Source organism: Roseovarius sp. THAF8 (genome assembly GCF_009363735.1).
GTDB lineage: Bacteria > Pseudomonadota > Alphaproteobacteria > Rhodobacterales > Rhodobacteraceae > Roseovarius.
This window is the reverse complement of record NZ_CP045410.1, coordinates 938,859-961,644: the sequence shown is the minus strand read 5'-3', so window position 1 is coordinate 961,644 and position 22,786 is coordinate 938,859. Positions and strand designations below refer to the sequence as shown.

The window sequence follows — 22,786 nt, the reverse complement described above, 5'->3', positions numbered from 1 at the left end:
GGGCGGTGCCAATGGGGCTTTGGGCGCGCGCATCTCCAGGCGGCGATTTTTGAACCCCGCCGGGGGGATGGGCGACGGACAGGTGTCGGCGCGGTTCTGCGCCTTACTCCAACCCTTGCGAAAGGACCACGCCATGATGTCTTTCAAATCCACCCTCGCCATGCTGTCGCTGGCCATGACCGCCGCCGTCGCCGCGCCGGCCGCACCGGCGCAGGCCGAGACCATCACCTGCCCGCACAGCCAGATCCGGCGCGAGGTGACCACGGGCCTTCCGGGAGGCTGGTGGAACACGCCGATCGTCAACTCGCTGACCGAGGCGCGGGTCACCAATATCGGCGGGCGCGCGGCGCTGCAGTGCATCTACGGACCCGCAGGGTCGATCCAGCGCTATGCGCCGGACGGAGCGACCTGCCGGGTGCGCGGTCGGCAGTTCGAGTGCAGCCGCGGGTCGGCCTCGGGCGCAGGGGCGCGGACCTTCTCGACCGGACCGCTGGAGATCCCGCAGACCTGGACCGCGGATCTTGACCGTGGGGCGGTGGGCCGCGGCAGTGGCGTGGACATCTGGTTCCAGGCCGAGACGGCGGAGCTTTTGTACCTGGCGCCGCGCAATGGCGCGCAGCTGGGTGTGGGCGACCGGCGCAACCGGGGCTTTGACGGCTGTCGAGCTGCGCGGTACAGCGCGAACCGGGTGTCGCTGCGGGATATTCCGGTGGGGTCCTACATCTGCGCCAAGACCAACGAAGGGCGGATCAGCCAGTTTCGCGTGAACGCCGTGTCGGGCGGATCGCCCAAGACGCTGTCGCTTGGCTATACGACCTGGCAGTAGGCCCGCCTTCAATGGCCCGCCTTCAATGGAAAGTCAGCACCCGGTCCTCGGCCGGGTGTTGGCGTGCGTGAAGGCGGGGCCCGGCGGGATCGAGCCGATTCCGCGAATACCTGTTTCCACGCGGTGCGGTCGGCTTAGCTATAAGGGTGGACGGACCCCTTGCAGGAGATATTCGAGATGAAACGATTTCTGACACTTGCCGCCGTGACCGCGCTGGCCGGCCCCGCATTCGCAGATGACGATCTGATGAAGGTGCAGTCCAGCAGCGACGTGGCCAGCACGATGGACGCGCTGGAAGCGGCGGTGGAAGGTGCCGGTGCCACGGTCTTTGCCCGCGTCGATCATGCCGGCGGGGCCGAAGGTGTCGGGATGCAACTGGCCCCCTCGGAGGTTCTGATCTTCGGCAACCCCAAGCTGGGCACGCCGGCGATGCAGGCCGACCCGCTGGCGGGGCTGTTCCTGCCGATGAAGGTGCTGGTGTACGAAGATGCGGATGGGCAGGTCTGGCTGGCCTACGAGGACCCCGAGGAAATGTTCGACGAACTGGACAGGATCGACGACGACGCGGAGTATATCCAGCAGATGACCGGCGCGCTCGGCAAGCTGACCGAGAAGGCGGCGGGCGGCTAAACCGGCGTTCGAATTGCAATGACAAGGGCCGCTTCGTGCGGCCTTTGCTGATTCGGCCGGGTGGCGGAGTGAATACCCGCTCACGCGGCAAGACGCGGATTGGCGGTAGCGGGAAAGCCGGGTACTGACGGGCGGCAACAGTATCGAGGCAGTGAGTGAGAAAATGATGAAAAAACTGATGGGGGCGTTTGTCGCCGTTTTGGCTTGCGGTGCGGCAGTGGCCGAGGAGTCCGACATCGATGCCCTGGCGGCTCGGCATTTCGGCCCGCTGATGGAGACGCACGACATTCCGGGTATTGCCCTGGGCATAACCCATGGCGGGGACAGCCAGTTCTTTACGATCGGGCTTGCGGCGCGGGACGACGGCGTGGCGGTGACGCCGGATACCCTGTTCGAGTTGGGATCAATCAGCAAGCTCTTCACGGCAACCCAGGCGGCGTTGATGGAGGTGCGGGGCGAACTTGACCTGGATGATCCGGTGTCAGCCTACATTGAACCGCTGAAGGGAAGCGCGTTCGGCGCTCTGTCGCTCGCTGACCTTGCGACGCACCATTCCGGTGGCTTGCCCCTTCAGGTGCCGGACGGGGTAAGTGACATCGATGCACTGATTTCCTGGCTGAAAGACTGGGCCCTGTCGATGAGGGGTGCGCGCAGTTATTCGAACATAAGTATCGGTTTGCTGGGTCATATCGAATCGCGGATCGCCGACAGGAGCTATGCCGAACTGATGGAGCAGGGCCTGTTTGCCGAGATGGGGTTGCGGGACACGTTTGTGGACGTGCCAGAGGCGGTGATGCCGCGCTACGCGTATGGAGTGGATCGCGATACGGGAGAGGCGATCCGCGTCGGTCCCGGTGTGCTTGGTGACGAGGCTTACGGGGTCAAGTCCTCGGCTCGGGATCTGGTGCGGCTGCTGGACCTCTACCTGGGACATGCTCAGGCGGGTGATGATCTGACGCAAGCCTTGGCGCGGACGCGTGAAGGGTTCGGGACGACCGAAGCTTATGTACAGAACCTGATCTGGGAAGAGTATCCTTGGCCGGTCGATGCGGACCGGATGGTCCGAGGCAACAGCTATGACTTCATACTGGAGCCGCAGCCGATGGAGCGCATCACTCCGGCCCGGGCGCCGGGACAGGACGTGATCCTGAACAAGACGGGGGCGACTTTCGGCTTCGGGGCCTATGTCGTATTGCTGCCGGCGCAGGATCTTGGCGTGGTCTACCTGGCCAATCGCAACATCCCGAACGAGGCGCGTGTGCGGGCGATGCACGGATTCGTGACGGACCTTCTTGAAGGACAGTGACACGGGTCGTCGTGCCGGTCTCGCGTCAGGCGGAGAGGGTGCGCAGGGCCACTTTCAGGTCCAATGCCCCGTCGTAGAGCGCCCGGCCCGAGATCGCGCCGTTCAGTGGGGCGCCGCAATCCCTCAGCGCGACGAGGTCGTCGAGGGACGACACACCGCCCGAGGCGATGACCGGGATCGAGACGGCGTTGGCGAGTGCCGCCGTCGCCTCGATGTTCGGGCCCTGCATGGCGCCGTCGCGGTTGATGTCTGTGTAGATGATCGCGGCGACGCCCGCGTCCTCGAATGACCGGGCAAGGTCGGTGACCATGACATCGGTTTCCTCGGCCCAGCCCTTGGTCGCCACGCGGCCGTTGCGGGCGTCGATGCCCACGGCCACCTGGCCGGGGAAGGCCTGTGCCGCCTCGCGCACGAGGGCAGGATTTTCGACCGCCACGGTGCCGAGGATGACGCGGGCGAGGCCCTTGCCGAGCCAGCGGTCGATCGTCGCCATGTCGCGGATGCCGCCGCCAAGCTGGGCGGGCACCTTTGTGCGTTCCAGGATCGCCTCGACCGGGGCGGCGTTCACCGGCTCACCGGCGAAAGCGCCGTTGAGGTCGACGAGGTGCAGCCATTCGCAGCCCGCGTTCACGAATTCCATCGCCTGCGCGGCGGGGTCGTCGTTGAACACTGTTGCTTTCTCCATTTCGCCCTTGAAGAGGCGTACGGCCTGGCCGTCCTTGAGGTCGATGGCGGGGTAGAGGATCATGGGTGGGTCATCCGGGCAAAGGGCTTTGCCGCGATGTGCCATAACGGGACGGCGTTTGCAACGCGACGTGGCGTCAGGCTTGATAGGGGCCGGGCGGTGGCCGCATGCTGCGTGGCATCATTTGCGGGAGGAGATACGCATGAGAACGATGACACTGGCCTTCGTGGCCACCTTGATGAGTGCCGGCGCCGCCTTGGCTGACCCTGTTCTGGGAACTTGGCAGACAGAACCCGACGACGGCTCTTTCGCACATGTCAAAATGCAGAAATGCGGCGACGCGATTTGTGGCGTGTTCACGCGGACCTTCAATGAGAACGGCGAATACAAGTCACCGAATATCGGCAAGCAGGTCGTGCGTCAGATGAAGCCGGCAGGCAATGGACGTTACGAAGGCAAGGTCTGGCGCCCGTCCAACAACAAGGTTTACATTGGAAAGCTTGATTTGAACGGGAACACGTTGCAACTGCGCGGATGTGTCGCCGGCGGGCTTATTTGTGCGAAACAGACTTGGAAACGGGTCAACTGAGGTCCATGGCATAGTTTGTTGCGAAGGCCGCGACGGCGGCACGTGGACAAAGGTGAAATAAGCCCTTTTCCGCCTGATACGGAACTGTGATTGAACGAATTGGCCGGGCCGCACGTCTTACCTGTAATATGTTGAAATCAGGTAGGAAGGAGGCCCGGCCAATGCGTATGGCTATGTCTTTTGCACTGTTAATCGGAACCACGGGTGCGGCATTGGCCGATCCGGCGACGGGCACGTGGCAGACCGAGCCCGACAAGAAGGGCATCATTGCCCATGTGAATGTGTACGACTGCGGCAACGCCGTCTGCGGCAAGATCACGCGTACCTTCAATTCGCAAGGGCAGGAGGTGGCGGCCGCGAGCGTCGGGCACAAGGTGATCCGGAACGCCACGCCGACCGGCAATGGCAAATACGAAGGGCGCGCCTGGATCCCGGCCCATCAGCGCGAATATCCCGCGGGCATGACCCTTCGGGGCGACCGGATGACGGTCCGGGGCTGCATGGGGCCGGTCTGCATGTCGCAGAACTGGACCCGCATCCAATAGGCCTCAGGGCGTCCAGGCCAGGAAATTGCGGATGATGCGCAGGCCGGTGGCCTGGCTTTTCTCCGGGTGGAACTGGGTGCCGACGAGGTTGTCGCGGCCCACCACGGCCGTCACCGGCAAGCCATAATCCACGTGGGCGATCCGCTGGGAGAGGTCCGCGACCTCGAAATGGTAGGAATGCACGAAATAGGCGTGGTCGCCGGTGCTGACGCCGTCAAGCACGGGATGGGGCGTGTCGATCACAAGGTCGTTCCAGCCCATGTGCGGAACCTTCATCGACGGATCCGACGGCGCGACCGAAACGACCGTCCCGGCAATCCAGTCAAACCCATCCGTCTCGGTATATTCCAGCCCGCGCGTGGCCAGCATCTGCATCCCGATACAGATGCCCATGAAGGGGCGGCCCTTGTCGATGACCGTCTCCTTCATCGCCTCGAAGAGGCCGCGATGGTCATAAAGCTCGTTCCGGCAGGCCGGGAAGGCGCCGTCGCCGGGCAGCACGATGCGCGTGGCCGTGCGTACGGTCTCGGGGTCCGAGGTCACGACGACCTTGCCGGCACCGGCCTCGGACGCCATGCGCTGAAATGCTTTTTCGGCCGAATGCAGGTTGCCGGATTCGTAATCGACGATGACGGTTGTCATGGGCTCAGAGCGTGCCCTTGGTGGACGGGATCGCATCCGATTTGCGCGGGTCGATTTCGAGCGCATCGCGCAGGGCGCGAGCGACGGACTTGAACGCGGCCTCGGCAATGTGGTGGCTGTTGATGCCGTGCAGCGCGTCGACATGCAGCGTGAGCCCGCCATGGGTGCTGAACGCCTGGAAGAACTCGCGCACCAGTTCGGTGTCGAATGTCTTGATCTGGGCGGTGGGCATGGCGACGTTCCACACCAGGTAGGGCCGGGCGGAAATATCCAGCGCGGCGCGCACCAGCGCGTCGTCCATGGGCAGCAGGCAGGAGCCGTAGCGGCGGATGCCTTTCTTGTCGCCCACGGCCTGCGTCAGGGCCTGGCCGAGCGCGATGCCCACGTCCTCGACAGTGTGGTGGTCGTCGATATGCAGGTCGCCCTCGCAGCGGATGTCCATGTCGATCAGGGCGTGGCGGGCCAGCTGGTCCAGCATGTGGTCGAAGAACCCCACGCCGGTCCGGTTGTCGTAGGTGCCGGTGCCATCGAGGTCGATCGTGACCGAGATATCGGTTTCGGCGGTCTTGCGGGTGATGCTGGCGCTGCGCATTGGGTGCGTCCCTGAGTGTTTGCCGCGCCGTTATAGGCGGGCTTGGCAGGCGCGCCAAGGGGGGCGGAACAGGTCGGGAGGAACGTGGTGCCGATTGGCACGAGAACCGGCATTCTGCCGGTTCTGTCGATCAACTTGGAGAGAAATTGGAGCGGGCGATGAGATTCGAACTCACGACCCTTACCTTGGCAAGGTAATGCTCTACCCCTGAGCTACGCCCGCGTCCGTTGGGTGAGGCGGAGATATAAAGTCTCGCGCGGGGCTGCAAGGGAAAATCGCAGCTTGGGCGGATTTTTTTGCCGCGGCGTCCGTCAGTTGCCGTAGCGCAGGATCAGCTCGACATAGACAAGGGTGGAGGCAAGCAGCAAAAATGCGAAAAACAGGGCACGACGCTTTTTCGTCGGGGGCGTCGGCACATCCGGGTCTTGATCATGCAATCCGGTCACGTCACGTCTCCTTCGGTAGAGACTGCGGCAAAGGCAGCAGGGTGCAACTGAGGGTAGTATCCTGACAGCCATCGGGCAAGCAAAACCGGGGGGCGGGTGCCAAGTGGCGGAAAAGCGCGCCTGGCCCTGAGGCGACAACGCGGACGGTGGCGCCATGCGGCAAGCCGCGAAGCCGCAGGTCAGCCGCGTTGGGTGTCGTAACAGACGCGGTTTGCAGGCGGCAGAGTGAAGTCCTCGGTGTGCACCACGATCCCGTCCGGGCCAAGCAGCAGAAGGCCGTAGGCCCCCGGCTCGTCCACCGAAAGGCTGGGATCCTGAAAACCGAGCGCCATGGGCATCTGGTGACATGGGCTTTTGAAAATCGCGGTGGGGATGCGGTTGCCCGCGCCGGTGGCGAACCCGCCCTGGATCGTGCGGTGGATATGGCCGGCGACGATCTGGTGGACGGAGTCGTGCCCTTCCAGCCGCGCGGCCAGCTGGCGGCGCGATTTCAGGCCGATCCAATCCATGCCGCCGAACCCTGTCAGGATGGGCGGATGGTGCAGGAAGAGGATCACCCGGCGGCCTTGTGCGCCTGCGATGGCGGCTTCCATCCAGTCCAGCCGATCATCGCACAAAAGCCCGCTATGGGTGTCGTCGGCGTCTTCGTTGAGGGTGTCGAGCAGGACAAGGCGGGTGTCGTCGAGGTCGATCGCATCCTGGACGAATCCCTCGGGCGTTTGCGGTGCATCGGTGAACACCGACCGGAAGGGAGCGCGGCGGTCGTGATTTCCCAGCATGAGCGACACCGGGACCTGCACGTCTGCCAGCGCGGCTTGCAGGCGGCGGTACTCGGGGTCGGTCCCGTGATGGGTGAGATCGCCGGTGATGACGATACGGGCGGCATCCGGGTGGTGTTTCTGCGCATGGGCGAGGCCCTGGGCGAAGCGTGCGGCGGGATCGAGGCCGATGATCGTCTCGCCCTCGGGCACGAAATGGATGTCGGTGAAGACGATGATTTTCTGCATGACATCCCCCGGCGTTCAGACCGGCGCAGCTTTGTCGGATTCGCGGGTTTTGGAAAGGGGGCTGTTGGCCGGGGTGGGGCGGGGCGCGTCGGCCTGCGCGCCCCGCCCGGGATGGGTCACTCAAGTTCGACCAGTAGGTCCTTGGCGTCGATCTGGGCGCCGGGCTGGACGTGCACGGCCTTGACGGTGGCGTCACGTTCGGCGTGCAGGCCGGTTTCCATCTTCATCGCCTCGATGGTCAGGAGCAGGTCGCCCGTCTTGATTTGCTGGCCTGCGCTGACCGCCACGGTGGCCACGGCCCCCGGCATGGGTGCACCGATATGGTCGGCATTGCCGGCCTCGGCCTTGGGCCGGGCCTGGACGGTTTCCTTGACGCGGCGGTCGGGGACACGAATGGTTCGAGGCTGGCCGTTCAGTTCGAAGAACACCCGCGCCTCGCCGTCCTCGTGGGTTTCGCCCACGGCGACCAGCCGGATTTCCAGCGTCTTGCCGGGGTCGATCTCGGCCGAGATCTCCTCGGCCGGTTCCATGCCGTAGAAGAACGTCTTGGTGGGCAGGGTGCGGACGGGGCCGTAGACTTGGTGGCGCTCCATGTAGGCATCGAAAACCTTCGGATACATCATCGCGCCCATCAGGTCCTCGTTGTCGATCTCCTCGTCCTCGAACTTGTCCTGAAGCTCCTTGTGTCGCGCCTCGAGATCTTCGGGCTCGAGCAGGGTGCCGGGGCGGACGGTGATGGGTTTCTCGTCCTTCAGAACCTTGCGCACGATATCGTCGGGGAAGCCGCCGGGGGCTTGGCCCACGTAACCTTTCATCAGGGTGACAACGCTTTCGGGGAAGCTGACCTCGGTCTTGGGGTCGAGCACGTCTTCGCAGGTGAGGCCCTGGCTGACCATCATCAGCGCCAGGTCGCCCACGGTCTTGGCGATGGGGGTCACCTTGATCACGTCGCCGAACATCTGATTTACGTCGGCATAGGTGCGGGCAATCTCAGGCCACTTGGCCTCGAGCCCCAGCGAGCGGGCCTGGGCGCGCAGGTTGGTGAACTGGCCGCCGGGCATCTCGTGCAGGTAGACCTCCGACGTGGGCGATTGCATGGCGCTCTCGAAGGCGGCGTAGTGCTCGCGCACGTTTTCCCAGTAGATCGAGATCTTTCGGATTGCGTCGATATCGAGCCCGGTGTCGCGGTCGGTGTGGCGCAGGGCCTCGACCACCGAGCCCATGGTGGCCTGGCTGGTGTTGCCCGACAGCGCGTCCATAGCGCAGTCCACGGCATCGACGCCCGCATCGGCGGCGGCGAGGATCGTGGCAGAGGCCACGCCTGCTGTGTCGTGCGTGTGGAAGTGGATGGGCAGGCCGATCTCTTCCTTCAGGGCCTTGAAAAGCACCGTGGCGGAGGCGGGTTTCAGAAGGCCGCCCATGTCCTTGATGCAGAGGATATGGGTGCCGGCCTCTTTCAGCTCCTTGGCCATCTTGAGGTAGTAGTTCAGGTCGTACTTCGCACGGTTCGGGTCGAGGATGTCGCCGGTGTAGCAGATCGCCGCTTCCAGCACCTTGTCGGCGTCGCGCACAGCGTCCATCGACACGCGCATGTTCTCGGTCCAGTTCAGCGGATCGAAGACGCGGAAGATGTCGACGCCGCTCTCAGCCGCCTGTTTGACGAAGGCCTGCACGACGTTGTCGGGATAGTTGGTGTAGCCCACGCCGTTTGAGCCGCGCAGCAGCATCTGGGTCAGCAGGTTGGGCATCCGTTCGCGCAGGTCGCGCAGGCGCTGCCACGGGCATTCGTCGAGAAAGCGGTAGGCCACGTCGAAGGTGGCGCCGCCCCAGCATTCGACCGAGAAAAGCTGTGGCAGATCATGGGCATAGTTCTCGGCGATCTGGATCATGTCGATAGACCGCATGCGCGTGGCCAGAAGGGATTGGTGGCTGTCGCGCATGGTGGTGTCGGTCATCAGCACCTGTTTCTGGGCGGACATCCAGTCGGCCACCGCCTGCGGGCCGTCGCGGTCGAGGATCTGCTTGGCGCCATCGGTGATCGTTTCGTTCTTCGGCTTGGGCGCGCGGGGCAGGGCGAGGTCCTCGCGCGGTTTCACGCGGCCCTGGACCTCGGGGTGGCCGTTTACCGTGATGTCGGCGATGTAGGTGAGCACCTTGGTGCCGCGGTCGCGGCGGGCGGCGAAGTCGAAGAGCTCGGGCGTCGTGTCGATGAACTTGGTGGTGTATTCGTTGCTGAGGAAAATGGGGTGTTTCAGCAGGTTTTCGACAAAGGCGATGTTCGTGCTGACGCCGCGGATGCGGAACTCGCGCAGGGCGCGGTCCATCCGGGCGATGGCGCCTTCGGGCGTTTGCGCGTGGGCGGTGATCTTGACCAGCAGGCTGTCGTAGTAGCGGGTGATGACGCCGCCCGAATAGGCCGTACCGCCGTCGAGGCGGATGCCCATGCCGGTGGCCTCGCGGAAGGCGGTGATGCGGCCGTAATCGGGGATGAAGTTGTTTTGCGGGTCCTCGGTGGTGATCCGGGTCTGGATCGCGTGGCCGTTGAGGGTGATCTGATCCTGTGACGTCTTGCGGGTGGCTTCCTCCAGCGTCTTGCCTTCGGCGATCTTGATCTGGGCCTGGACGATGTCGATGCCGGTGACCTCCTCGGTCACGGTGTGCTCGACCTGGACGCGGGGGTTCACCTCGATGAAGTAGAACTGGTCGGTGTCCATATCCATCAGGAACTCGACCGTGCCGGCGCATTCGTAATTGACGTGCTTGCAGATCTTGTAGCCCAGCTGGCAGATCTCCTCGCGCTGCGCGTCGGTCAAGTAGGGCGCGGGCGCGCGTTCGACGACCTTCTGGTTGCGGCGCTGGACCGAGCAGTCCCGCTCGAAGAGGTGGTACATGTTGCCATGCTTGTCGCCCAGGATCTGGACCTCGACGTGACGGGCGCGGGTGATCATCTTTTCCAGATAGCCCTCGCCGTTGCCGAAGGCCGCCTCGGCCTCGCGCCGGCCCTCGCGGACCTTCTCGGCCAGCTCTTTTTCCGACTCGATGGGCCGCATTCCGCGCCCGCCGCCGCCCCAGGAGGCCTTGAGCATCATCGGGTAGCCGATCTCGGACGCTTCCTTGCGAATCTGGTCCATGTCCTCGCCCAGCACCTCGGTGGCGGGGATGACGGGCACGCCGGCCTCGATGGCGACGCGGCGGGCGCTGGCCTTGTCGCCAAGGGCACGCATTGTCTCGGCTTTTGGGCCGATGAAGGTGATGCCGTTGGCCTCGCACGCATCAACCAGCGCGGGGTTCTCGGACAGAAGGCCATAGCCCGGATGGATCGCGTCGGCGCCGGATTTCTTGGCGACGCGGATGATCTCGTCGATCGAGAGATAGGCCTGCACGGGGCCCAGTCCCTCGCCGATCCGGTACGCCTCGTCCGCCTTGAAACGGTGCAGGCCCAGCTTGTCCTCTTCGGCGAAGACGGCCACGGTGCGTTTGCCCAGCTCGTTTGCGGCGCGCATGATGCGGATGGCAATCTCGCCCCGGTTGGCGATAAGAATTTTCTTGAACTCGGCCATGGCCTGTCCTCCCGTCATGTCGTTCGCTGCGGTTGCTCAGCAGTTTTTGCGCCGCAGTGCAGCGTTGCGCCTGTTTTTAGGTTTTGCAAGAGGGTAGCGCAATCCGACAAAGTGGGTACATCCACCGCCGGGCGATTTTCTTGGCCGGGCGGGTAGTGAAGCTACCCGATCGGGAGACCGGCGCCGCATCCCGGGGGGCGTGTCGAGGCCGGGTCGCCGCGAGACTGTACGGGTGCGCAGGTTAACGTTTCGTGAAGGTCGGGCGCTATGGTCGCTCAGTCCGTGTCCGGCAGCAGGCGGCCGCGGGCATCCCGTGGGCGGCCAAGGCCCAACTGGCCCATGTTGGCCTCGAGATCGGTCTTGAGGATATGCACCAGATGCCCCGGGCCGTCCCGCCCGAGGGCGGCGAGCGCGTAGTGCCAGGCCCGTCCCAGCATGACGAAATCCGCCCCCAGGGCCAAGGCACGCAGGATGTCCAGGCCGCTCTCGATACCGCCATCCAGGAGGATCGGCAGGTCGGTTTCGGCGCGGATGAGAGGCAGCGCCTCGATCGTGGCCGGGGCCGCGTCGAACTGGCGGCCGGCGTGGTTGGAGATCCAGATCGCGTCGACGCCTTCGGATTGCAGGCGTGCCACGTCGCGATGATCCTGAACGCCCTTGATGACCAGGGGGCCATCCCAATGCTCGCGCAGCCAGGCAAGATACGACCAGTCCGGGGAGGTGCGCAGCAGGTAGCCGGCATGCTTGTTCGAGGGTAACCCCTTGGTATCCGGCGCATAATCGTCGATGAAGCGCATCCGGGGCATGCCGCGACCGGACATGCCCATGGCCCAGGCGGGGCGGATCGCGATCTGCGCCAGGACGCGCGGCGTGATCCGGGGCGGGGTGGTCAGGCCTGACCGCACCTGGCGTTCGCGACGCGAGGCGATGGGCACGTCCACGGTCAGGACCAGAGTGGAAAACCCGGCCGTCCTGATGCGTTGGATCATGTCCTTGCGGATTTCGGGATCGCGCGGCGGATAGAACTGGAACCAGGCATGCGGGCCGAGTGAACCGGTCAGATCCTCGGGCTTTTGCGTGGCCACGGTGGAGAGCGTGTAGGGGATGTTCGCCCGTGCCGCGGCGCGGGCCAAAAGCTGTTCCGCGCCGGGCCAGATCATGCCGGACATGCCCACGGGAGCGATGCCGAATGGCAAGTCAAACTCTTGTCCCAAAAGGGAAGTTTTCAGATCCGGGGCGATCTCGCCATGCAGGATCGAGGGCATCAGGCGGACCGCATCGATCTGCGCCTTGTTGCGCCGCGTCGTGGCCTCGGACCCGGTGCCGCTGTCGAGGTATTCCCAGACGAAATGCGGCAACCGGCGACGGGCGCGGGCGCGCAGGTCGGAAATGGCGGGAAAACGGGCATCGAGCGACATGGCAAAGCGATAGCAAGCCGGGATGCGCCCGGAAAGGGAAATCATCCGGGGGGCGGGGTTAACGGTGCGGATCGATTCGAAATGTCACGTCGGTATCGCGTCGGTATCCGGGTGGTATCGCGACGGTGGGGTTTTCCGCGTTTGCCGGGGTTGACGCGACGCGCGGTGCGCGACGGGCCGGAGGCCGCGAATGTTGAGGGAAGGTTAACGCCCGGGCCGCCCCGCGGCGTTTTCCGGGCATCGGGCGGGCAGGTCCCGGATCGGGTCCGGGACGGCTGCGGACAAACCGACGCCGCCACCCCTGTACGGGATGGCGGCGTTCTGGTCTCGTTCAGCGATGCGTCGCGGCGTCACGAATTGCGCGCTTCCTCGACGGCGTCCATGCAGGCTTTCTCGTCGCCGGCTTCGAGCGCTGCTTTCGCGGTTTCGATGGCATCCTTGGCCTCTTGCGACATCTCGGAGTCCGAGTTGGCATCCGAGTTGGCCGTGGCGCTGGCGTCGCCCGAACCGTCCTGCTGCGCGGCGGCGTCCTGTCCGGAGGTGGCCACGGAGGATGTATCGGTCTCGAGCGGGGCGGTGTCGCCGTCCTTGACGACCTCGCCATCGCCTTCGGCCGCGTCCGAGTTCATGTCCTCGGCCTGTGCCGACAGGTCGGTGTTGGAGCTGCTGTCGGACGTGTCCGTGTCCGAGGTGCTGGCGGCGCCGTCCACGCTGCCGGACGCGTCGGCGTTTGCATCCGGGTCTTCCAGCGGGGCGAGGCTGCCGTCCTTGGAGATGCCGCCTTCGACTTCCATTCCGGCCTCGCCGGTGAGTTGTGCCAGTTCATCCTGGCAATCCGCCAGGGCGGGGCCGGAAAGACCGGCAATGGTGCATAGTGCGAGCACACTTGTCATCTTGCGTTTCATGGGGATCCTCCTCCTTTTTCCATTGCCTGTCTAACGGGGATACCGCCGGTTCGTTCCAATCGGTGCCGCAGGGAAGGCGGGATCGCGCCGATCCGATCCGGGCGGTCGGTTCGTGGCATGGGTGAAAATTCGTACGAATTTTCGTGGGGAATATCTTTTGTGGGGCGGAAGTGGGGCGGTCGCGGACGTTAACATTGATTGAGAAACGTTATTGCGGGCGCGCCCGGTCGGTGGGAGTGAAATCGGGGGTATGGTTTGGCGGGCGCCGTGTTGACCTTTGTTATCGGGTTTCGGGCGCGGGAGGGTGTGTTGGATGGGCGAGGTTGAACTGGCCGCTTTGCTGTGCGCGTTCCTGGCGGGAAGCGCCGAGGAGCAGCGGCACTATTTCGACGTGGCGGGCATGAAGCGGTATGTGCGCGTGGATTGCGAGACCCGGGACCATGTGATCGAGCTGGGCCTCGACGGCAGCGCGAGCGCGCGGGATTCGCTGCATCAGGCGCTCTTCGCGCAGCATTTGACGGGCAAGAAACCCGCGGTGATCCTGATCGACCGGGACGGGTATGAAGGCCGGTTCGAGTTCGAGATGCGCCATGTGACCAAGGCGGCGGGGGTGCTTTACCTGCGGTGTTCTGAAGGGGCGATCCAGCGCTGGGCGGCCACGTCGGGCCTGCGGCGGGGCGCGGCGGGGGCGGATGACCTGCCGGGGCCGGGGGCCGTTGCCAGCCGTTGCGATTTGCAGGCGTTGCGGCGGAAGCGGGACGCGGGGTCGTAGGCGTGGGGCGTTACATTCACGCATGAAAGGTGGGTTTTCACCCACCCTACGCGGCGTCAAGGGGGGTGAATAAGTGTTAACGGGTTGGAACACAGTGTGAACATTGGCTTTTCCTCGGGACGCGGCTTCGCTATTCTTGGGCCATGAGCAGTTTCGACGAATCCGATGCCTTCGAGAGCGCGTCACTGGCGACGCGCGCGATGGCGGCCCGCCCGACGCCCTATCTGGACGACCTGAACCCCGCGCAGCGCGAGGCGGTGGAGGCATTGGAAGGGCCCGTGCTGATGCTGGCAGGGGCCGGGACCGGCAAGACCAAGGCGCTGACCACGCGCATGGTTCACTTGCTGAACACGGGCACCGCAAGGCCGAACGAGATTCTGGCCGTGACCTTCACCAACAAGGCGGCGCGCGAGATGAAGATGCGCGTGGGCCGGGTGATGGGCGAGGCGGTCGAGGGGATGCCGTGGCTGGGCACGTTCCATTCGATCTGCGTGAAGCTGTTGCGGCGGCATGCGGAGCTGGTGGAGCTGAAGTCGAACTTCACCATTCTCGACACCGACGATCAGTTGCGGCTGCTGAAGCAGTTGGTGGCGGCGGCGAATATCGACGACAAGCGCTGGCCCGCGCGGATGCTGGCCGGGATCATCGACCAGTGGAAGAACCGGGCGTGGACGCCCGATCAGGTGCCGGCCGCCGAGGCCAGTGCCTATGACGGCAAGGGCGTGGCGCTTTACAAGCAGTACCAGACCCGGCTGCGCGAGTTGAACGCGGTGGATTTCGGCGATCTGCTGCTGCACATGGTGACGATCTTTCAGACCCATGACGACGTGCTGGAGCAGTACCGGCGCTGGTTCCGCTATATCCTGGTCGACGAGTACCAGGACACCAACGTGGCGCAGTATTTGTGGCTGCGGCTGTTAGCCGGGGGGCACCGGAACATCTGTTGCGTGGGCGATGACGACCAGTCGATCTATGGCTGGCGCGGGGCCGAGGTGGGCAACATCCTCCGGTTCGAGAAGGATTTTCCGGGCGCCACTGTTGTCCGGCTGGAGCAGAATTATCGCTCGACGCCGCATATCCTGGCGGCGGCCGGGGGCGTGATTTCGGGCAACAAGGACCGGCTGGGCAAGGAATTGTGGACGCAAGCCGAGGAGGGCGAGAAGGTGCGCCTGATCGGTCACTGGGACGGCGACGAGGAGGCGCGTTGGGTCGGGGAAGAGATCGAGGCGATGCAGCGGGGCACGCGGGGGATGGCGCCGATGAGCCTCGACCACATGGCGATCCTCGTGCGGGCGTCGCATCAGATGCGGGCCTTCGAAGACCGGTTTCTGACGATCGGGATGCCGTACCGGGTGATCGGGGGGCCGCGCTTTTACGAGCGGATGGAGATCCGCGATGCCATGGCCTATTTCCGGCTGGTGGTCAGCCCGGCCGATGACCTGGCCTTCGAGCGGGTGGTGAACACGCCGAAGCGGGGCCTGGGCGACAAGGCGCAGCAGAAGATCCAGGTGACAGCGCGGCAGAACGGCGTGTCGCTGTTGGAAGGCGCGGCGATCCTGTTGGAAGAGAAGGGGCTGACCGGGAAAGGAGCCTCGGAACTGGGCAAGCTGCTGGACGGTTTGCGGCGCTGGGGGCGGCTGGTGGGGGACAAGGATGTCAGCCACGTGGAGCTGGCCGAGATGGTGCTGGACGAGAGCGGCTATACCGAGATGTGGCAGCTGGACAAGACGCCCGAGGCGCCGGGGCGGCTGGAAAACCTCAAGGAACTGGTGAAGGCCTTGGAAGGGTTCGAGAACCTGCAGGGGTTCCTGGAGCATGTCAGCCTGATCATGGACAATGAGAGCGAGGAGGCGGGCGAGAAGGTCAGCATCATGACGTTGCACGCCGCCAAGGGCTTGGAGTTTCCGGCCGTGTTCCTGCCGGGGTGGGAGGATGGCCTCTTCCCCAGCCAGCGGAGCATGGATGAGAGCGGGCTGAAGGGGCTCGAGGAGGAGCGTCGGCTGGCCTATGTGGGGATCACGCGGGCCGAGGAGGTGTGCACGATCTCCTTTGCCGGGAACCGGCGGGTCTACGGGCAATGGCAGAGCCAGATGCCGAGCCGGTTCATTGACGAACTGCCGGAGGATCACGTCGAGGTGCTGACGCCGCCGGGGCTGTATGGCGGGGGCTATGGCGCGGCGGGCGGTGGTCTTGGCACGATTGAATCCCGTGTCGCCGAGGCCAATGTCTATAACTCGCCGGGCTGGAAGCGGATGCAGGCGCGGAGCCAGCAGCGCCCGGTGAGCCAGCCGCAGGAGGCGCGCGACATGGTGATTGACGCCCAGGCGGTGAGCGCGCACGAGATGGGCGAGCGGGTGTTTCACCAGAAGTTCGGCTATGGCGCGATCATCGGGATCGAGGGCGACAAGCTGGAGATCGATTTCGAGAAGGCCGGGGTCAAGAAGGTGGTGGCGCGGTTCGTGACCGGGGCGGATGATATTCCGTTTTGACGGGGTCGGGGTTCGGTGATCCGAAGGGGCGCGCTGCGCGCGCGCAGGTCGTCTCGACGCCGCGACAGGCGGCGTCTCGGGGCGCGGGTGGTGATGTGACGCGTTCACCCGGCGGGCCTGGTTGTCGGGCCGGGGCCTCCGGCGGGGATGTTTTCGGCCAGAGGAAGGTGGCCGCGCCGGGAGGGCGCGGGGCGTCAGGCGCGGTCGAGCCGGTCGCGCAGAGCGAGGATCTCGTCGCGCAGGCGGGCGAGGTCTGTCATGTCCATGCCGGTTTCGCGGGTGATGCAGTCGGGGATATGCGCGGCGTCGGCCTGAAGGGCGCGGCCCGTGTCGGTGAGATGCACGCGGACCTGGCGTTCGTCCGCGGTGTCGCGTTCGCGGCGCAGAAGGCCGCGGGTTTCCAGGCGCTTGATCAAGGGGGTGAGCGTGTTGGATTCAAGCTGCAACTCGCGGCCCAGGGCGCCGACCGTGCGGGCGTCCCCGAACCAGAGCGCGCTGAGCAACAGGTATTGCGGATAGGTCAGGCCCAGCGGTGCGAGGAGCGGCTTGTAGGTCTGCTGCATCCGGTGCGCCGTAGAATAGAGCGCGAAACACAGCATGTCGGGTGGGGGGAGGGTGCTCATTGCGGAAAGATATGTCGTGCGCGATTTGATCGCAAGCGTTGACAGGATGGGCGACCGATATATGTATCGTGTACGATTTAATCTTGAGCGATGAAAGGGAGCCTTCATGTCGACCGATATCAAGTACTGGACCGAAGCCCATGCCACTGGCGGTGGCCGCGAAGGGGTGGCGCGCCTGAAGAACGGTATGCTGACCTTTACCATGGACACGCCAGAGGCGCTGGGCGGGGCCGGCAAGGGACACAACCCCGAGGAGCTGTTCGCGACGGGCTATGCCGCGTGCTACTTGGGCGCGATGCGCTTTGCCGCGCAGAGCGAAAAGCTGGGCGAGGTGCCTCAGGATGCATCGGTCGATGCCAAGGTAGGGATCGGACCGCGTGAAGACGGCGGATTCGGTCTGAAGGTGGACCTGAAAGTGTCGATGCCGGGCGTGGACGAGGACACCGCGAAGAAGATCATGGAGCGCGGGCATTTCATCTGTCCGTATTCCAATGCGACGCAAGGCAATATCGAGGTGAAAACCGAGCTGGCCTGACGGCTGGCCTATTGCCGGCGTGGGCCCGGGCGAGGCAAGACCGTGAATCGTGCTTCGTCCGGGTCTTTTCGTGCGTGGATCAGGGCGTTTCCGGGAAAAACCGGATCGCTTTTCGCGGCCTCTTCGAACGCCAGAAGCTATGCATGTTTCGGACTGACCCGGAAACGCTTTAGCCGAACACCCGGGGAAAGGTCTTTTGCAGGGCCACGTCCACGTCGCTCAGGGTGACGGGAAGGCCGAGATCGACGAGCGAGGTGACGCCGTGGTCGGTGATGCCGCAGGGGACGATGCCGGAGAAATGATCGAGGTCGGGTTCGACGTTGATCGAGATGCCGTGGAAACTGACCCATTTGCGCAGGCGGATGCCGATGGCGGCGATCTTGTCTTCGGGCTTTTGCCCCGTGGCGGTGAGCGGCTTGTCGTCGCGCGTGACCCAGACGCCGACGCGGCCCTCGCGGATCTCGCCGGTGACATTGAACTGGTCGAGGGTGGCGATGACCCAAGATTCCAGTTGTTGCACGAAGGCGCGGACGTCGCGGCCGCGCTGGCCCACGTTGAGCATGACGTAGACGACGCGCTGCCCGGGGCCGTGATAGGTGTATTGTCCGCCGCGTTTCGTGGGATAGACCGGAAAGCGGTCGGGATCGGTGAGGTCGGCGGGTTTGGCGGAGGTGCCGGCGGTGTAGAGCGGCGGATGCTCCAGGAGCCAGATCGCCTCGTCGGCGTCGCCGCGCGCGATGGCCTCGGCGCGGGCCTCCATCTCGGCGCAGGCGGTCTCGTAGTCGACGAGGCCGGGGGAGGTGATCCAGTCTACCATCGGCGTGCTTTGGCAGGTGGCGCGGATTTTGTCAAAGCCGTGGTTTTTGGCCTTCACAAGCCGGGCGCGATTGCCTATACGGCGCTGCACCAAGGCGTTCGTTCAGAGCGTCTTTCGGTCACGGGCGGTCGTGGCGGAATTGGTAGACGCGCAGCGTTGAGGTCGCTGTGAGCTAACACTCGTGGGGGTTCGAGTCCCCCCGACCGCACCAGTCCCGAACACCCATTCGCGTTGCGCGATGATCGAGGGTGGAGGGCGGCATGGATGTTCATTCGAAAATCGGCGTTCGCGTGGTGGGGTTGAACCCCACCCTACGATTGCGGCGTTCCCGTCACCCAGATTTGGGCGATGGCGCGGTCGTCGGCCATCATGATCGTGGGGAAGACGGCCTGCCAGAGGTCCTCGGCGCGGGCGGCGCGCTGGGCAATCGCCGGAGTCGAGGCGAGGTTTATGGCGACAAGGTCGGCCTCCATTCCCGGGGCGATAGTGCCGATGCGGTCCGAGAGGTGCAGGGCGTCGGCGCTGCCCGCTGTCGCCAGCCACCACAGCTGCGCGGGGTGCAGGGCGGTGCCGGAAAGCTGGCCGATCTCGTAGGCGGCGGCCATGGTGCGCAGCATGGACAGGGACGAGCCGCCCCCGGTATCGGTGGCAAGGCCGATGCGGTGGCCGTCCTCGAGGCGCGCGGCCATGTCGAAGAGGCCGGAGCCGATGAAGGTGTTGGAGGTGGGGCAGTGTATGAGCGCCGCGCCGGTCTCGGCCAGGCGGGCGCGTTCGCGGGCGGTGAGGTGGATGGCGTGGCCATAGAGGCCGCGGGAGCCGAGAAGGCCGTGGGACTCGTAGGTGTCAAGATAGTCGCGGGCCGTCGGGAAAAGGGATTTGACCCAGTCGATTTCCTCGGCCTGTTCGGAGAGATGCGTTTGCATGAGACAAGTGGGGTGTTCGGCCCAGAGCGCGCCGAGGGCAGAGAGTTGATCGGGCGTCGAGGTGGGCGAGAAGCGCGGGGTGATGGCATAGGTCAGCCGGCCGGTGCCGTGCCAGCGGGCGATGAGGGCGGCGCTGTCGTCATAGGCGGATTGCGCGGTGTCCAGGAGGGCGGCGGGGGCGTTGCGGTCCATGCAGGTCTTGCCGGCGACGGCGCGGAGGTTGCGGCATTGCGCGGCCTCGAAAAAGGCGTCGGCGCTGTGGGCGTGGGAGGTGCAGAACGTCGCGACGGTGGTGGTGCCGTTGGCCAGTATGAGGTCGAGGTAGCGGTTGGCGATCCGGTGCGCGTAGGCGGGATCGGCGAGGCGCATTTCCTCCGGGAAGGTGTAGGTTTCCAGCCAGTCGCGCAGGCGTTTGCCCCAGCTGGCGATGATGCCAGTCTGGGGGTAATGCGCGTGGGCGTCGATGAAGCCGGGCGAGATGAGATGGTTGTCGTAACGCTCGATCCGGGCGTCCGGGGCGGCGGTGCGCAGGTCCGCGAGGGGGCCGGTGCGGGTGACGTGGCCGTTCTCGATCAGGACGGCCTCGTCGAGGCGGGCGGAGCCGGCGGGGTCGCCCTGGAACGGCGAGCGGGTGAAGCAGAGGACCTGTCCGGTCAGGATGCGCGGGGGGGTCATGCGGTGTGGTGTCCTCGGGGCCGGTCCGGGGGCAGGATAGGTGCGCGGAAGACAGGCGTAAATCCCGCATATTACGTTGTGATTTCCCGCGGCTTTGTCCTACATGGTGCCGCAGAACCGGGGAGCGCGCGATGGCCGAGAAAAACCAGCAGGACGACGTGACCGAAGAGCGCGAACCCGCGCAGGTGCCCGAGCCCGAGCGGGAGCCCGAGCGCGAGGACAGCGCCTATGTGCTGGATCAGAAGGTCGTTGGCCGGATCATGTATGCCGTGGATATCGGCGACCAGGCGATGCTGTGGCAGGAGCTGGAGCCGTTTCACCCCGCCGACATCGCCGACCTTCTGGAACAGATCAATTCCTTCGACCGCCGCCGGCTGATCGAGCTTTACGGGCACGAGTTCGACGGCGACGTTCTGACGGAACTGGACGAGACGATCCGCGAGGAGGTGATCTCGATCCTGGCGCCGGAGGTTCTGACCAACGCGGTGCGCGACCTTGAGTCGGACGACGTGGTCGACCTGGTCGAGGACATGGAGGAAAGCCGGGCGGCCGAGATCCTGGGTGTGCTGGAAGACAGCGACCGGACGCTGGTGCAGCAGTCGCTGAGTTACCCCGAATATTCCGCCGGGCGCCTGATGCAGCGCGAGGTGGTGATGGCGCCCGAGCACTGGAACGTGGGTGAGGCGATCGATTACCTGCGCGATCAGGACGACCTGCCGGACCAGTTCTATCACATCGTGCTGGTGGACCCGCGGCTGAAACCCGTGGGCAACGTGACGCTGGGCAAGCTGATGGCCTCGAGGCGCGAGGTGATGCTGAGCTCGCTGGTGGAGGAGACGTTTCATGTCATTCCCGCCGAGCAGTACGAGGGCGACGTGGCCTATGCGTTCAACCAGTATCACCTGATTTCCGCGCCCGTGGTGGACGAGGACGAGCGGCTGGTCGGCGTGATCACCATCGACGACGCCATGGCGGTGCTGGACGAGGAGCACGAGGAGGACATCCTGCGCCTGGCCGGTGTGAGCGAGGAAGGGTCCTTGAGCGATCGCGTGATCAGCACCACCAAGCGGCGGTTCCCGTGGCTTGCGGTGAATCTGGTGACGGCGATCATGGCCTCGTTGGTGATTGCGCAATTCGAGGCGGCGATTGCGCAGATCGTGGCGCTGGCGGTCTTGATGCCGATCGTGGCGTCGATGGGCGGCAACGCGGGGACGCAAAGCCTGACCGTGGCGGTGCGGGCGATTGCGACGAAGGACCTTACAGGGTCGAACGTGTGGCGGTTCATCCGGCGCGAGGTGCTGGTGGGGCTGGTCAACGGAGTGATCTTTGCCGTGGTGATGGGGATCGTGGGCGTGCTGTGGTTCGGCGGGCCGGAGCTGGGCTATGTCATCGGAGCGGCGATGGTGATCAACCTGGTGATGGCGGGCCTGGCCGGGACGGTGATTCCGGTGGTGCTGGACCGCGTGGGTGTTGACCCGGCGCTGGCCTCGGGGGCGTTCGTCACCACGGTGACGGACGTGGTGGGCTTTTTCGCCTTCCTTGGTCTTGCGGCGGTGGTGCTGCTGTGAGCGATCTGGCGGAGGTGAAGGCGGCGGCGCGCAAGGCCGCCTTCGCGCGGCGCAAGGTGGCGTTTGACGCGGCAGAGGGCGCGGGGGCGGGCCTGTTGTCCGGCGTGCTGGCCGGGTATCGCGGCGTGCCCTTGGCGGGGTACATGCCCATCCGCACCGAGATCGACCCGTTGCCGGCGATGGCCGAGGCGGCGGCGCATGGCCCGGTGGGCGTGCCGGTGATCGAAGCCGAAGGGAAGCCTTTGAAATTCTCGCGCTGGGAGCCGGACGGAGCCCTGCGCGACGGGCCGTTCGGCGCGAAGGTGCCGGAGGTGGATGACTTCTTCGAGCCGGAGATCCTGATCGTGCCCTTGGTGGCGTTCGACCGGAATGGCGGTCGGCTGGGCTATGGCGGGGGGTTCTATGACCGGACGCTGGAGCTGTTGAGGGGTAAGCGGGCGACGCTGGCCATCGGGTTCGCCTTTGCTGCGCAAGAGGCCGAGGGGCTGCCGCTGGAGCCCACGGACCAGCCGCTGGACATGGTGGTGACGGAGAAAGGGGTGATCGGGTTTTGACGGGGGACCGCCGGCCTGCCGTGTTGAGCCGCGCGATTGCCAGACCGCCCGGACGGGCTGGCGATTGGGGTACGCTGGCGATTTGATTTGAGGTCTTGCGGAAGTTGCAGAGATAAAGTGCCCTGACCATCGGTCGGGTCGCCATCCCGCGGTCTGGCGTTCGCGCGGCGTACCGATGCCGTTTTTCAAGGAGATGAACATGGACACCCACGCCTACACCGCCAGGGTGGTCTGGACCGGCAACCGGGGCGATGGCACGCGGACATACAAGGGCTATGACCGGACGTGGAACATCGAGACGCCGGGCAAGCCGGTGGTGGCGTGTTCGAACGATCCGGTGCTGGGCGGGGACCCGAAGCTGCACAATCCCGAGGACCTGTTGCTGGCGACGGTAAGCGCGTGCCACATGCTGTGGTACCTGCATTTCGCCAGTGATGCGGGTATCGCGGTGCAGGGCTATGTCGACGATCCGCTAGGCGAGGCGGAGGTGGAGCCGTCCGGCAAGGGGCGGTTCACGCGGGCCGTGCTGCGCCCGGTGATCACGGTGCCCGAGGGCACGGACCTGGAGGCGGCGGACGCGATCCACGGGCGCATTCACGACGTCTGTTTCATCGCGCGGTCGGTGGCGTTTCCGATTGTCTACAAGGCGCGCTACGAGGTGGCGGCGGGCTGAACGGGG

General features: G+C 65.3%; 22 protein-coding genes and 2 tRNA genes. 12 read left to right on the top strand and 12 right to left on the bottom strand.

The window, feature by feature from the left end:
- Positions 1–133 precede the first annotated feature (133 nt).
- The 3 genes from FIU85_RS04705 to FIU85_RS04695 all read left to right on the top strand — a co-directional run bounded on the left by FIU85_RS04705 (position 134) and on the right by FIU85_RS04695 (position 2,762).
- The gene (locus tag FIU85_RS04705) at positions 134–826 is read left to right on the top strand and encodes a hypothetical protein (RefSeq protein ID WP_152496035.1); all 693 of its coding nucleotides are present in this window, start codon (positions 134–136) and stop codon (positions 824–826) included.
- A gap of 177 nt (positions 827–1,003) precedes the next feature.
- On the top strand, positions 1,004–1,456 hold the full coding sequence (locus FIU85_RS04700; RefSeq protein ID WP_152496034.1) for a DUF302 domain-containing protein: 453 nt from the start codon (positions 1,004–1,006) through the stop codon (positions 1,454–1,456).
- A gap of 163 nt (positions 1,457–1,619) precedes the next feature.
- On the top strand, positions 1,620–2,762 hold the full coding sequence (locus FIU85_RS04695) for a beta-lactamase (protein ID WP_254703004.1): 1,143 nt from the start codon (positions 1,620–1,622) through the stop codon (positions 2,760–2,762).
- Positions 2,763–2,787: 25 nt separating this feature from the next.
- Here the strand turns inward: FIU85_RS04695 and hisA are convergent, their stop codons facing one another.
- Entirely contained in the window at positions 2,788–3,510 is a 723-nt protein-coding gene (hisA, locus tag FIU85_RS04690) for a 1-(5-phosphoribosyl)-5-[(5-phosphoribosylamino)methylideneamino]imidazole-4-carboxamide isomerase (protein ID WP_152496032.1), read from the bottom strand.
- Positions 3,511–3,649: 139 nt separating this feature from the next.
- On the opposite strand from hisA, the gene FIU85_RS04685 reads away from it, so the two are divergent.
- Both FIU85_RS04685 and FIU85_RS04680 read left to right on the top strand, forming a co-directional pair.
- A complete protein-coding gene (locus FIU85_RS04685) occupies positions 3,650–4,036 on the top strand; it encodes a DUF2147 domain-containing protein (protein ID WP_152491848.1) in 387 nt (128 codons plus the stop codon).
- A gap of 161 nt (positions 4,037–4,197) precedes the next feature.
- The gene (locus FIU85_RS04680) at positions 4,198–4,581 is read left to right on the top strand and encodes a DUF2147 domain-containing protein (RefSeq protein ID WP_172978794.1); all 384 of its coding nucleotides are present in this window, start codon (positions 4,198–4,200) and stop codon (positions 4,579–4,581) included.
- Positions 4,582–4,584: 3 nt separating this feature from the next.
- On the opposite strand, the gene hisH is transcribed toward FIU85_RS04680, so the two are convergent.
- From hisH to FIU85_RS04645, 8 genes are all read right to left on the bottom strand, one after another.
- On the bottom strand, positions 4,585–5,223 hold the full coding sequence (gene hisH, locus FIU85_RS04675) for an imidazole glycerol phosphate synthase subunit HisH (protein ID WP_152496030.1): 639 nt from the start codon (positions 5,221–5,223) through the stop codon (positions 4,585–4,587).
- Between the two features lie 4 nt (positions 5,224–5,227).
- Positions 5,228–5,815, bottom strand: a complete 588-nt coding sequence (hisB, locus tag FIU85_RS04670; RefSeq protein WP_152496029.1) for an imidazoleglycerol-phosphate dehydratase HisB — start codon at positions 5,813–5,815, stop codon at positions 5,228–5,230.
- 147 nt (positions 5,816–5,962) lie between these two features.
- Positions 5,963–6,037, bottom strand: a tRNA-Gly gene (locus FIU85_RS04665).
- 89 nt (positions 6,038–6,126) lie between these two features.
- Positions 6,127–6,261, bottom strand: coding sequence for a hypothetical protein (locus tag FIU85_RS22495; RefSeq protein ID WP_261391105.1), 135 nt, complete (start codon positions 6,259–6,261; stop codon positions 6,127–6,129).
- 179 nt (positions 6,262–6,440) lie between these two features.
- Complete coding sequence (locus FIU85_RS04660) at positions 6,441–7,268, bottom strand: phosphodiesterase (protein ID WP_152496028.1); 828 nt, start codon at positions 7,266–7,268, stop codon at positions 6,441–6,443.
- Between the two features lie 116 nt (positions 7,269–7,384).
- The gene (gene pyc / locus FIU85_RS04655; protein ID WP_152496027.1) at positions 7,385–10,828 is read right to left on the bottom strand and encodes a pyruvate carboxylase; all 3,444 of its coding nucleotides are present in this window, start codon (positions 10,826–10,828) and stop codon (positions 7,385–7,387) included.
- Positions 10,829–11,103: 275 nt separating this feature from the next.
- Positions 11,104–12,246, bottom strand: a complete 1,143-nt coding sequence (locus FIU85_RS04650; protein ID WP_152498180.1) for an alpha-hydroxy acid oxidase — start codon at positions 12,244–12,246, stop codon at positions 11,104–11,106.
- Between the two features lie 350 nt (positions 12,247–12,596).
- On the bottom strand, positions 12,597–13,151 hold the full coding sequence (locus FIU85_RS04645) for a hypothetical protein (RefSeq protein ID WP_152496026.1): 555 nt from the start codon (positions 13,149–13,151) through the stop codon (positions 12,597–12,599).
- Between the two features lie 313 nt (positions 13,152–13,464).
- Here FIU85_RS04645 and FIU85_RS04640 point away from each other — a divergent pair, with 313 nt between their 5' ends.
- Together FIU85_RS04640 and FIU85_RS04635 are read left to right on the top strand one after the other, a co-directional pair.
- Positions 13,465–13,923, top strand: a complete 459-nt coding sequence (locus FIU85_RS04640; protein WP_152496025.1) for a hypothetical protein — start codon at positions 13,465–13,467, stop codon at positions 13,921–13,923.
- Between the two features lie 143 nt (positions 13,924–14,066).
- The gene (locus FIU85_RS04635; RefSeq protein ID WP_152496024.1) at positions 14,067–16,412 is read left to right on the top strand and encodes an ATP-dependent helicase; all 2,346 of its coding nucleotides are present in this window, start codon (positions 14,067–14,069) and stop codon (positions 16,410–16,412) included.
- Between the two features lie 194 nt (positions 16,413–16,606).
- Here FIU85_RS04635 and FIU85_RS04630 read toward each other — a convergent pair whose 3' ends face one another.
- Positions 16,607–17,035, bottom strand: a complete 429-nt coding sequence (locus tag FIU85_RS04630; RefSeq protein ID WP_254701808.1) for a MarR family winged helix-turn-helix transcriptional regulator — start codon at positions 17,033–17,035, stop codon at positions 16,607–16,609.
- Between the two features lie 106 nt (positions 17,036–17,141).
- Here FIU85_RS04630 and FIU85_RS04625 point away from each other — a divergent pair, with 106 nt between their 5' ends.
- The gene (locus tag FIU85_RS04625; RefSeq protein ID WP_152491858.1) at positions 17,142–17,570 is read left to right on the top strand and encodes an organic hydroperoxide resistance protein; all 429 of its coding nucleotides are present in this window, start codon (positions 17,142–17,144) and stop codon (positions 17,568–17,570) included.
- Between the two features lie 169 nt (positions 17,571–17,739).
- On the opposite strand, the gene lipB is transcribed toward FIU85_RS04625, so the two are convergent.
- Positions 17,740–18,387 carry a lipoyl(octanoyl) transferase LipB gene (gene lipB, locus FIU85_RS04620; protein WP_152496023.1) on the bottom strand — a complete coding sequence of 216 codons (648 nt, stop codon included), beginning with the start codon at positions 18,385–18,387 and terminating at the stop codon, positions 17,740–17,742.
- A 124-nt stretch (positions 18,388–18,511) separates the two neighbouring features.
- Here lipB and FIU85_RS04615 point away from each other — a divergent pair.
- Positions 18,512–18,598: transfer RNA gene (locus FIU85_RS04615), tRNA-Leu, on the top strand.
- 100 nt (positions 18,599–18,698) lie between these two features.
- Here the strand turns inward: FIU85_RS04615 and guaD are convergent.
- Positions 18,699–19,985 carry a guanine deaminase gene (gene guaD / locus FIU85_RS04610; RefSeq protein ID WP_152496022.1) on the bottom strand — a complete coding sequence of 429 codons (1,287 nt, stop codon included), beginning with the start codon at positions 19,983–19,985 and terminating at the stop codon, positions 18,699–18,701.
- A 131-nt stretch (positions 19,986–20,116) separates the two neighbouring features.
- Between guaD and mgtE the strand changes: the two genes are divergently transcribed.
- The 3 genes from mgtE to FIU85_RS04595 all read left to right on the top strand — a co-directional run bounded on the left by mgtE (position 20,117) and on the right by FIU85_RS04595 (position 22,780).
- A complete protein-coding gene (gene mgtE, locus FIU85_RS04605; RefSeq protein ID WP_152496021.1) occupies positions 20,117–21,553 on the top strand; it encodes a magnesium transporter in 1,437 nt (478 codons plus the stop codon).
- The gene (locus tag FIU85_RS04600) at positions 21,550–22,107 is read left to right on the top strand and encodes a 5-formyltetrahydrofolate cyclo-ligase (protein ID WP_152496020.1); all 558 of its coding nucleotides are present in this window, start codon (positions 21,550–21,552) and stop codon (positions 22,105–22,107) included. Before mgtE ends, FIU85_RS04600 begins: the two co-directional genes overlap by 4 nt.
- 199 nt (positions 22,108–22,306) lie before the next feature.
- Positions 22,307–22,780 carry an OsmC family protein gene (locus tag FIU85_RS04595; protein WP_152496019.1) on the top strand — a complete coding sequence of 158 codons (474 nt, stop codon included), beginning with the start codon at positions 22,307–22,309 and terminating at the stop codon, positions 22,778–22,780.
- Positions 22,781–22,786 lie beyond the last annotated feature (6 nt).

What these genes read in the sequence shown, in the direction of transcription:
- FIU85_RS04705 (WP_152496035.1), top strand. Translation starts at nt 134, where the DNA reads ATGATGTCTTTCAAATCCACCCTCGCCATGCTGTCGCTGGCCATGACC.
- FIU85_RS04700 (WP_152496034.1), top strand. Translation starts at nt 1,004, where the DNA reads ATGAAACGATTTCTGACACTTGCCGCCGTGACCGCGCTGGCCGGCCCC.
- FIU85_RS04695 (WP_254703004.1), top strand. Translation starts at nt 1,620, where the DNA reads ATGATGAAAAAACTGATGGGGGCGTTTGTCGCCGTTTTGGCTTGCGGT.
- hisA (WP_152496032.1), bottom strand. Translation starts at nt 3,510, where the DNA reads ATGATCCTCTACCCCGCCATCGACCTCAAGGACGGCCAGGCCGTACGC.
- FIU85_RS04685 (WP_152491848.1), top strand. Translation starts at nt 3,650, where the DNA reads ATGAGAACGATGACACTGGCCTTCGTGGCCACCTTGATGAGTGCCGGC.
- FIU85_RS04680 (WP_172978794.1), top strand. Translation starts at nt 4,198, where the DNA reads ATGCGTATGGCTATGTCTTTTGCACTGTTAATCGGAACCACGGGTGCG.
- hisH (WP_152496030.1), bottom strand. Translation starts at nt 5,223, where the DNA reads ATGACAACCGTCATCGTCGATTACGAATCCGGCAACCTGCATTCGGCC.
- hisB (WP_152496029.1), bottom strand. Translation starts at nt 5,815, where the DNA reads ATGCGCAGCGCCAGCATCACCCGCAAGACCGCCGAAACCGATATCTCG.
- FIU85_RS04660 (WP_152496028.1), bottom strand. Translation starts at nt 7,268, where the DNA reads ATGCAGAAAATCATCGTCTTCACCGACATCCATTTCGTGCCCGAGGGC.
- pyc (WP_152496027.1), bottom strand. Translation starts at nt 10,828, where the DNA reads ATGGCCGAGTTCAAGAAAATTCTTATCGCCAACCGGGGCGAGATTGCC.
- FIU85_RS04650 (WP_152498180.1), bottom strand. Translation starts at nt 12,246, where the DNA reads ATGTCGCTCGATGCCCGTTTTCCCGCCATTTCCGACCTGCGCGCCCGC.
- FIU85_RS04645 (WP_152496026.1), bottom strand. Translation starts at nt 13,151, where the DNA reads ATGAAACGCAAGATGACAAGTGTGCTCGCACTATGCACCATTGCCGGT.
- FIU85_RS04640 (WP_152496025.1), top strand. Translation starts at nt 13,465, where the DNA reads ATGGGCGAGGTTGAACTGGCCGCTTTGCTGTGCGCGTTCCTGGCGGGA.
- FIU85_RS04635 (WP_152496024.1), top strand. Translation starts at nt 14,067, where the DNA reads ATGAGCAGTTTCGACGAATCCGATGCCTTCGAGAGCGCGTCACTGGCG.
- FIU85_RS04630 (WP_254701808.1), bottom strand. Translation starts at nt 17,035, where the DNA reads ATGAGCACCCTCCCCCCACCCGACATGCTGTGTTTCGCGCTCTATTCT.
- FIU85_RS04625 (WP_152491858.1), top strand. Translation starts at nt 17,142, where the DNA reads ATGTCGACCGATATCAAGTACTGGACCGAAGCCCATGCCACTGGCGGT.
- lipB (WP_152496023.1), bottom strand. Translation starts at nt 18,387, where the DNA reads ATGGTAGACTGGATCACCTCCCCCGGCCTCGTCGACTACGAGACCGCC.
- guaD (WP_152496022.1), bottom strand. Translation starts at nt 19,985, where the DNA reads ATGACCCCCCCGCGCATCCTGACCGGACAGGTCCTCTGCTTCACCCGC.
- mgtE (WP_152496021.1), top strand. Translation starts at nt 20,117, where the DNA reads ATGGCCGAGAAAAACCAGCAGGACGACGTGACCGAAGAGCGCGAACCC.
- FIU85_RS04595 (WP_152496019.1), top strand. Translation starts at nt 22,307, where the DNA reads ATGGACACCCACGCCTACACCGCCAGGGTGGTCTGGACCGGCAACCGG.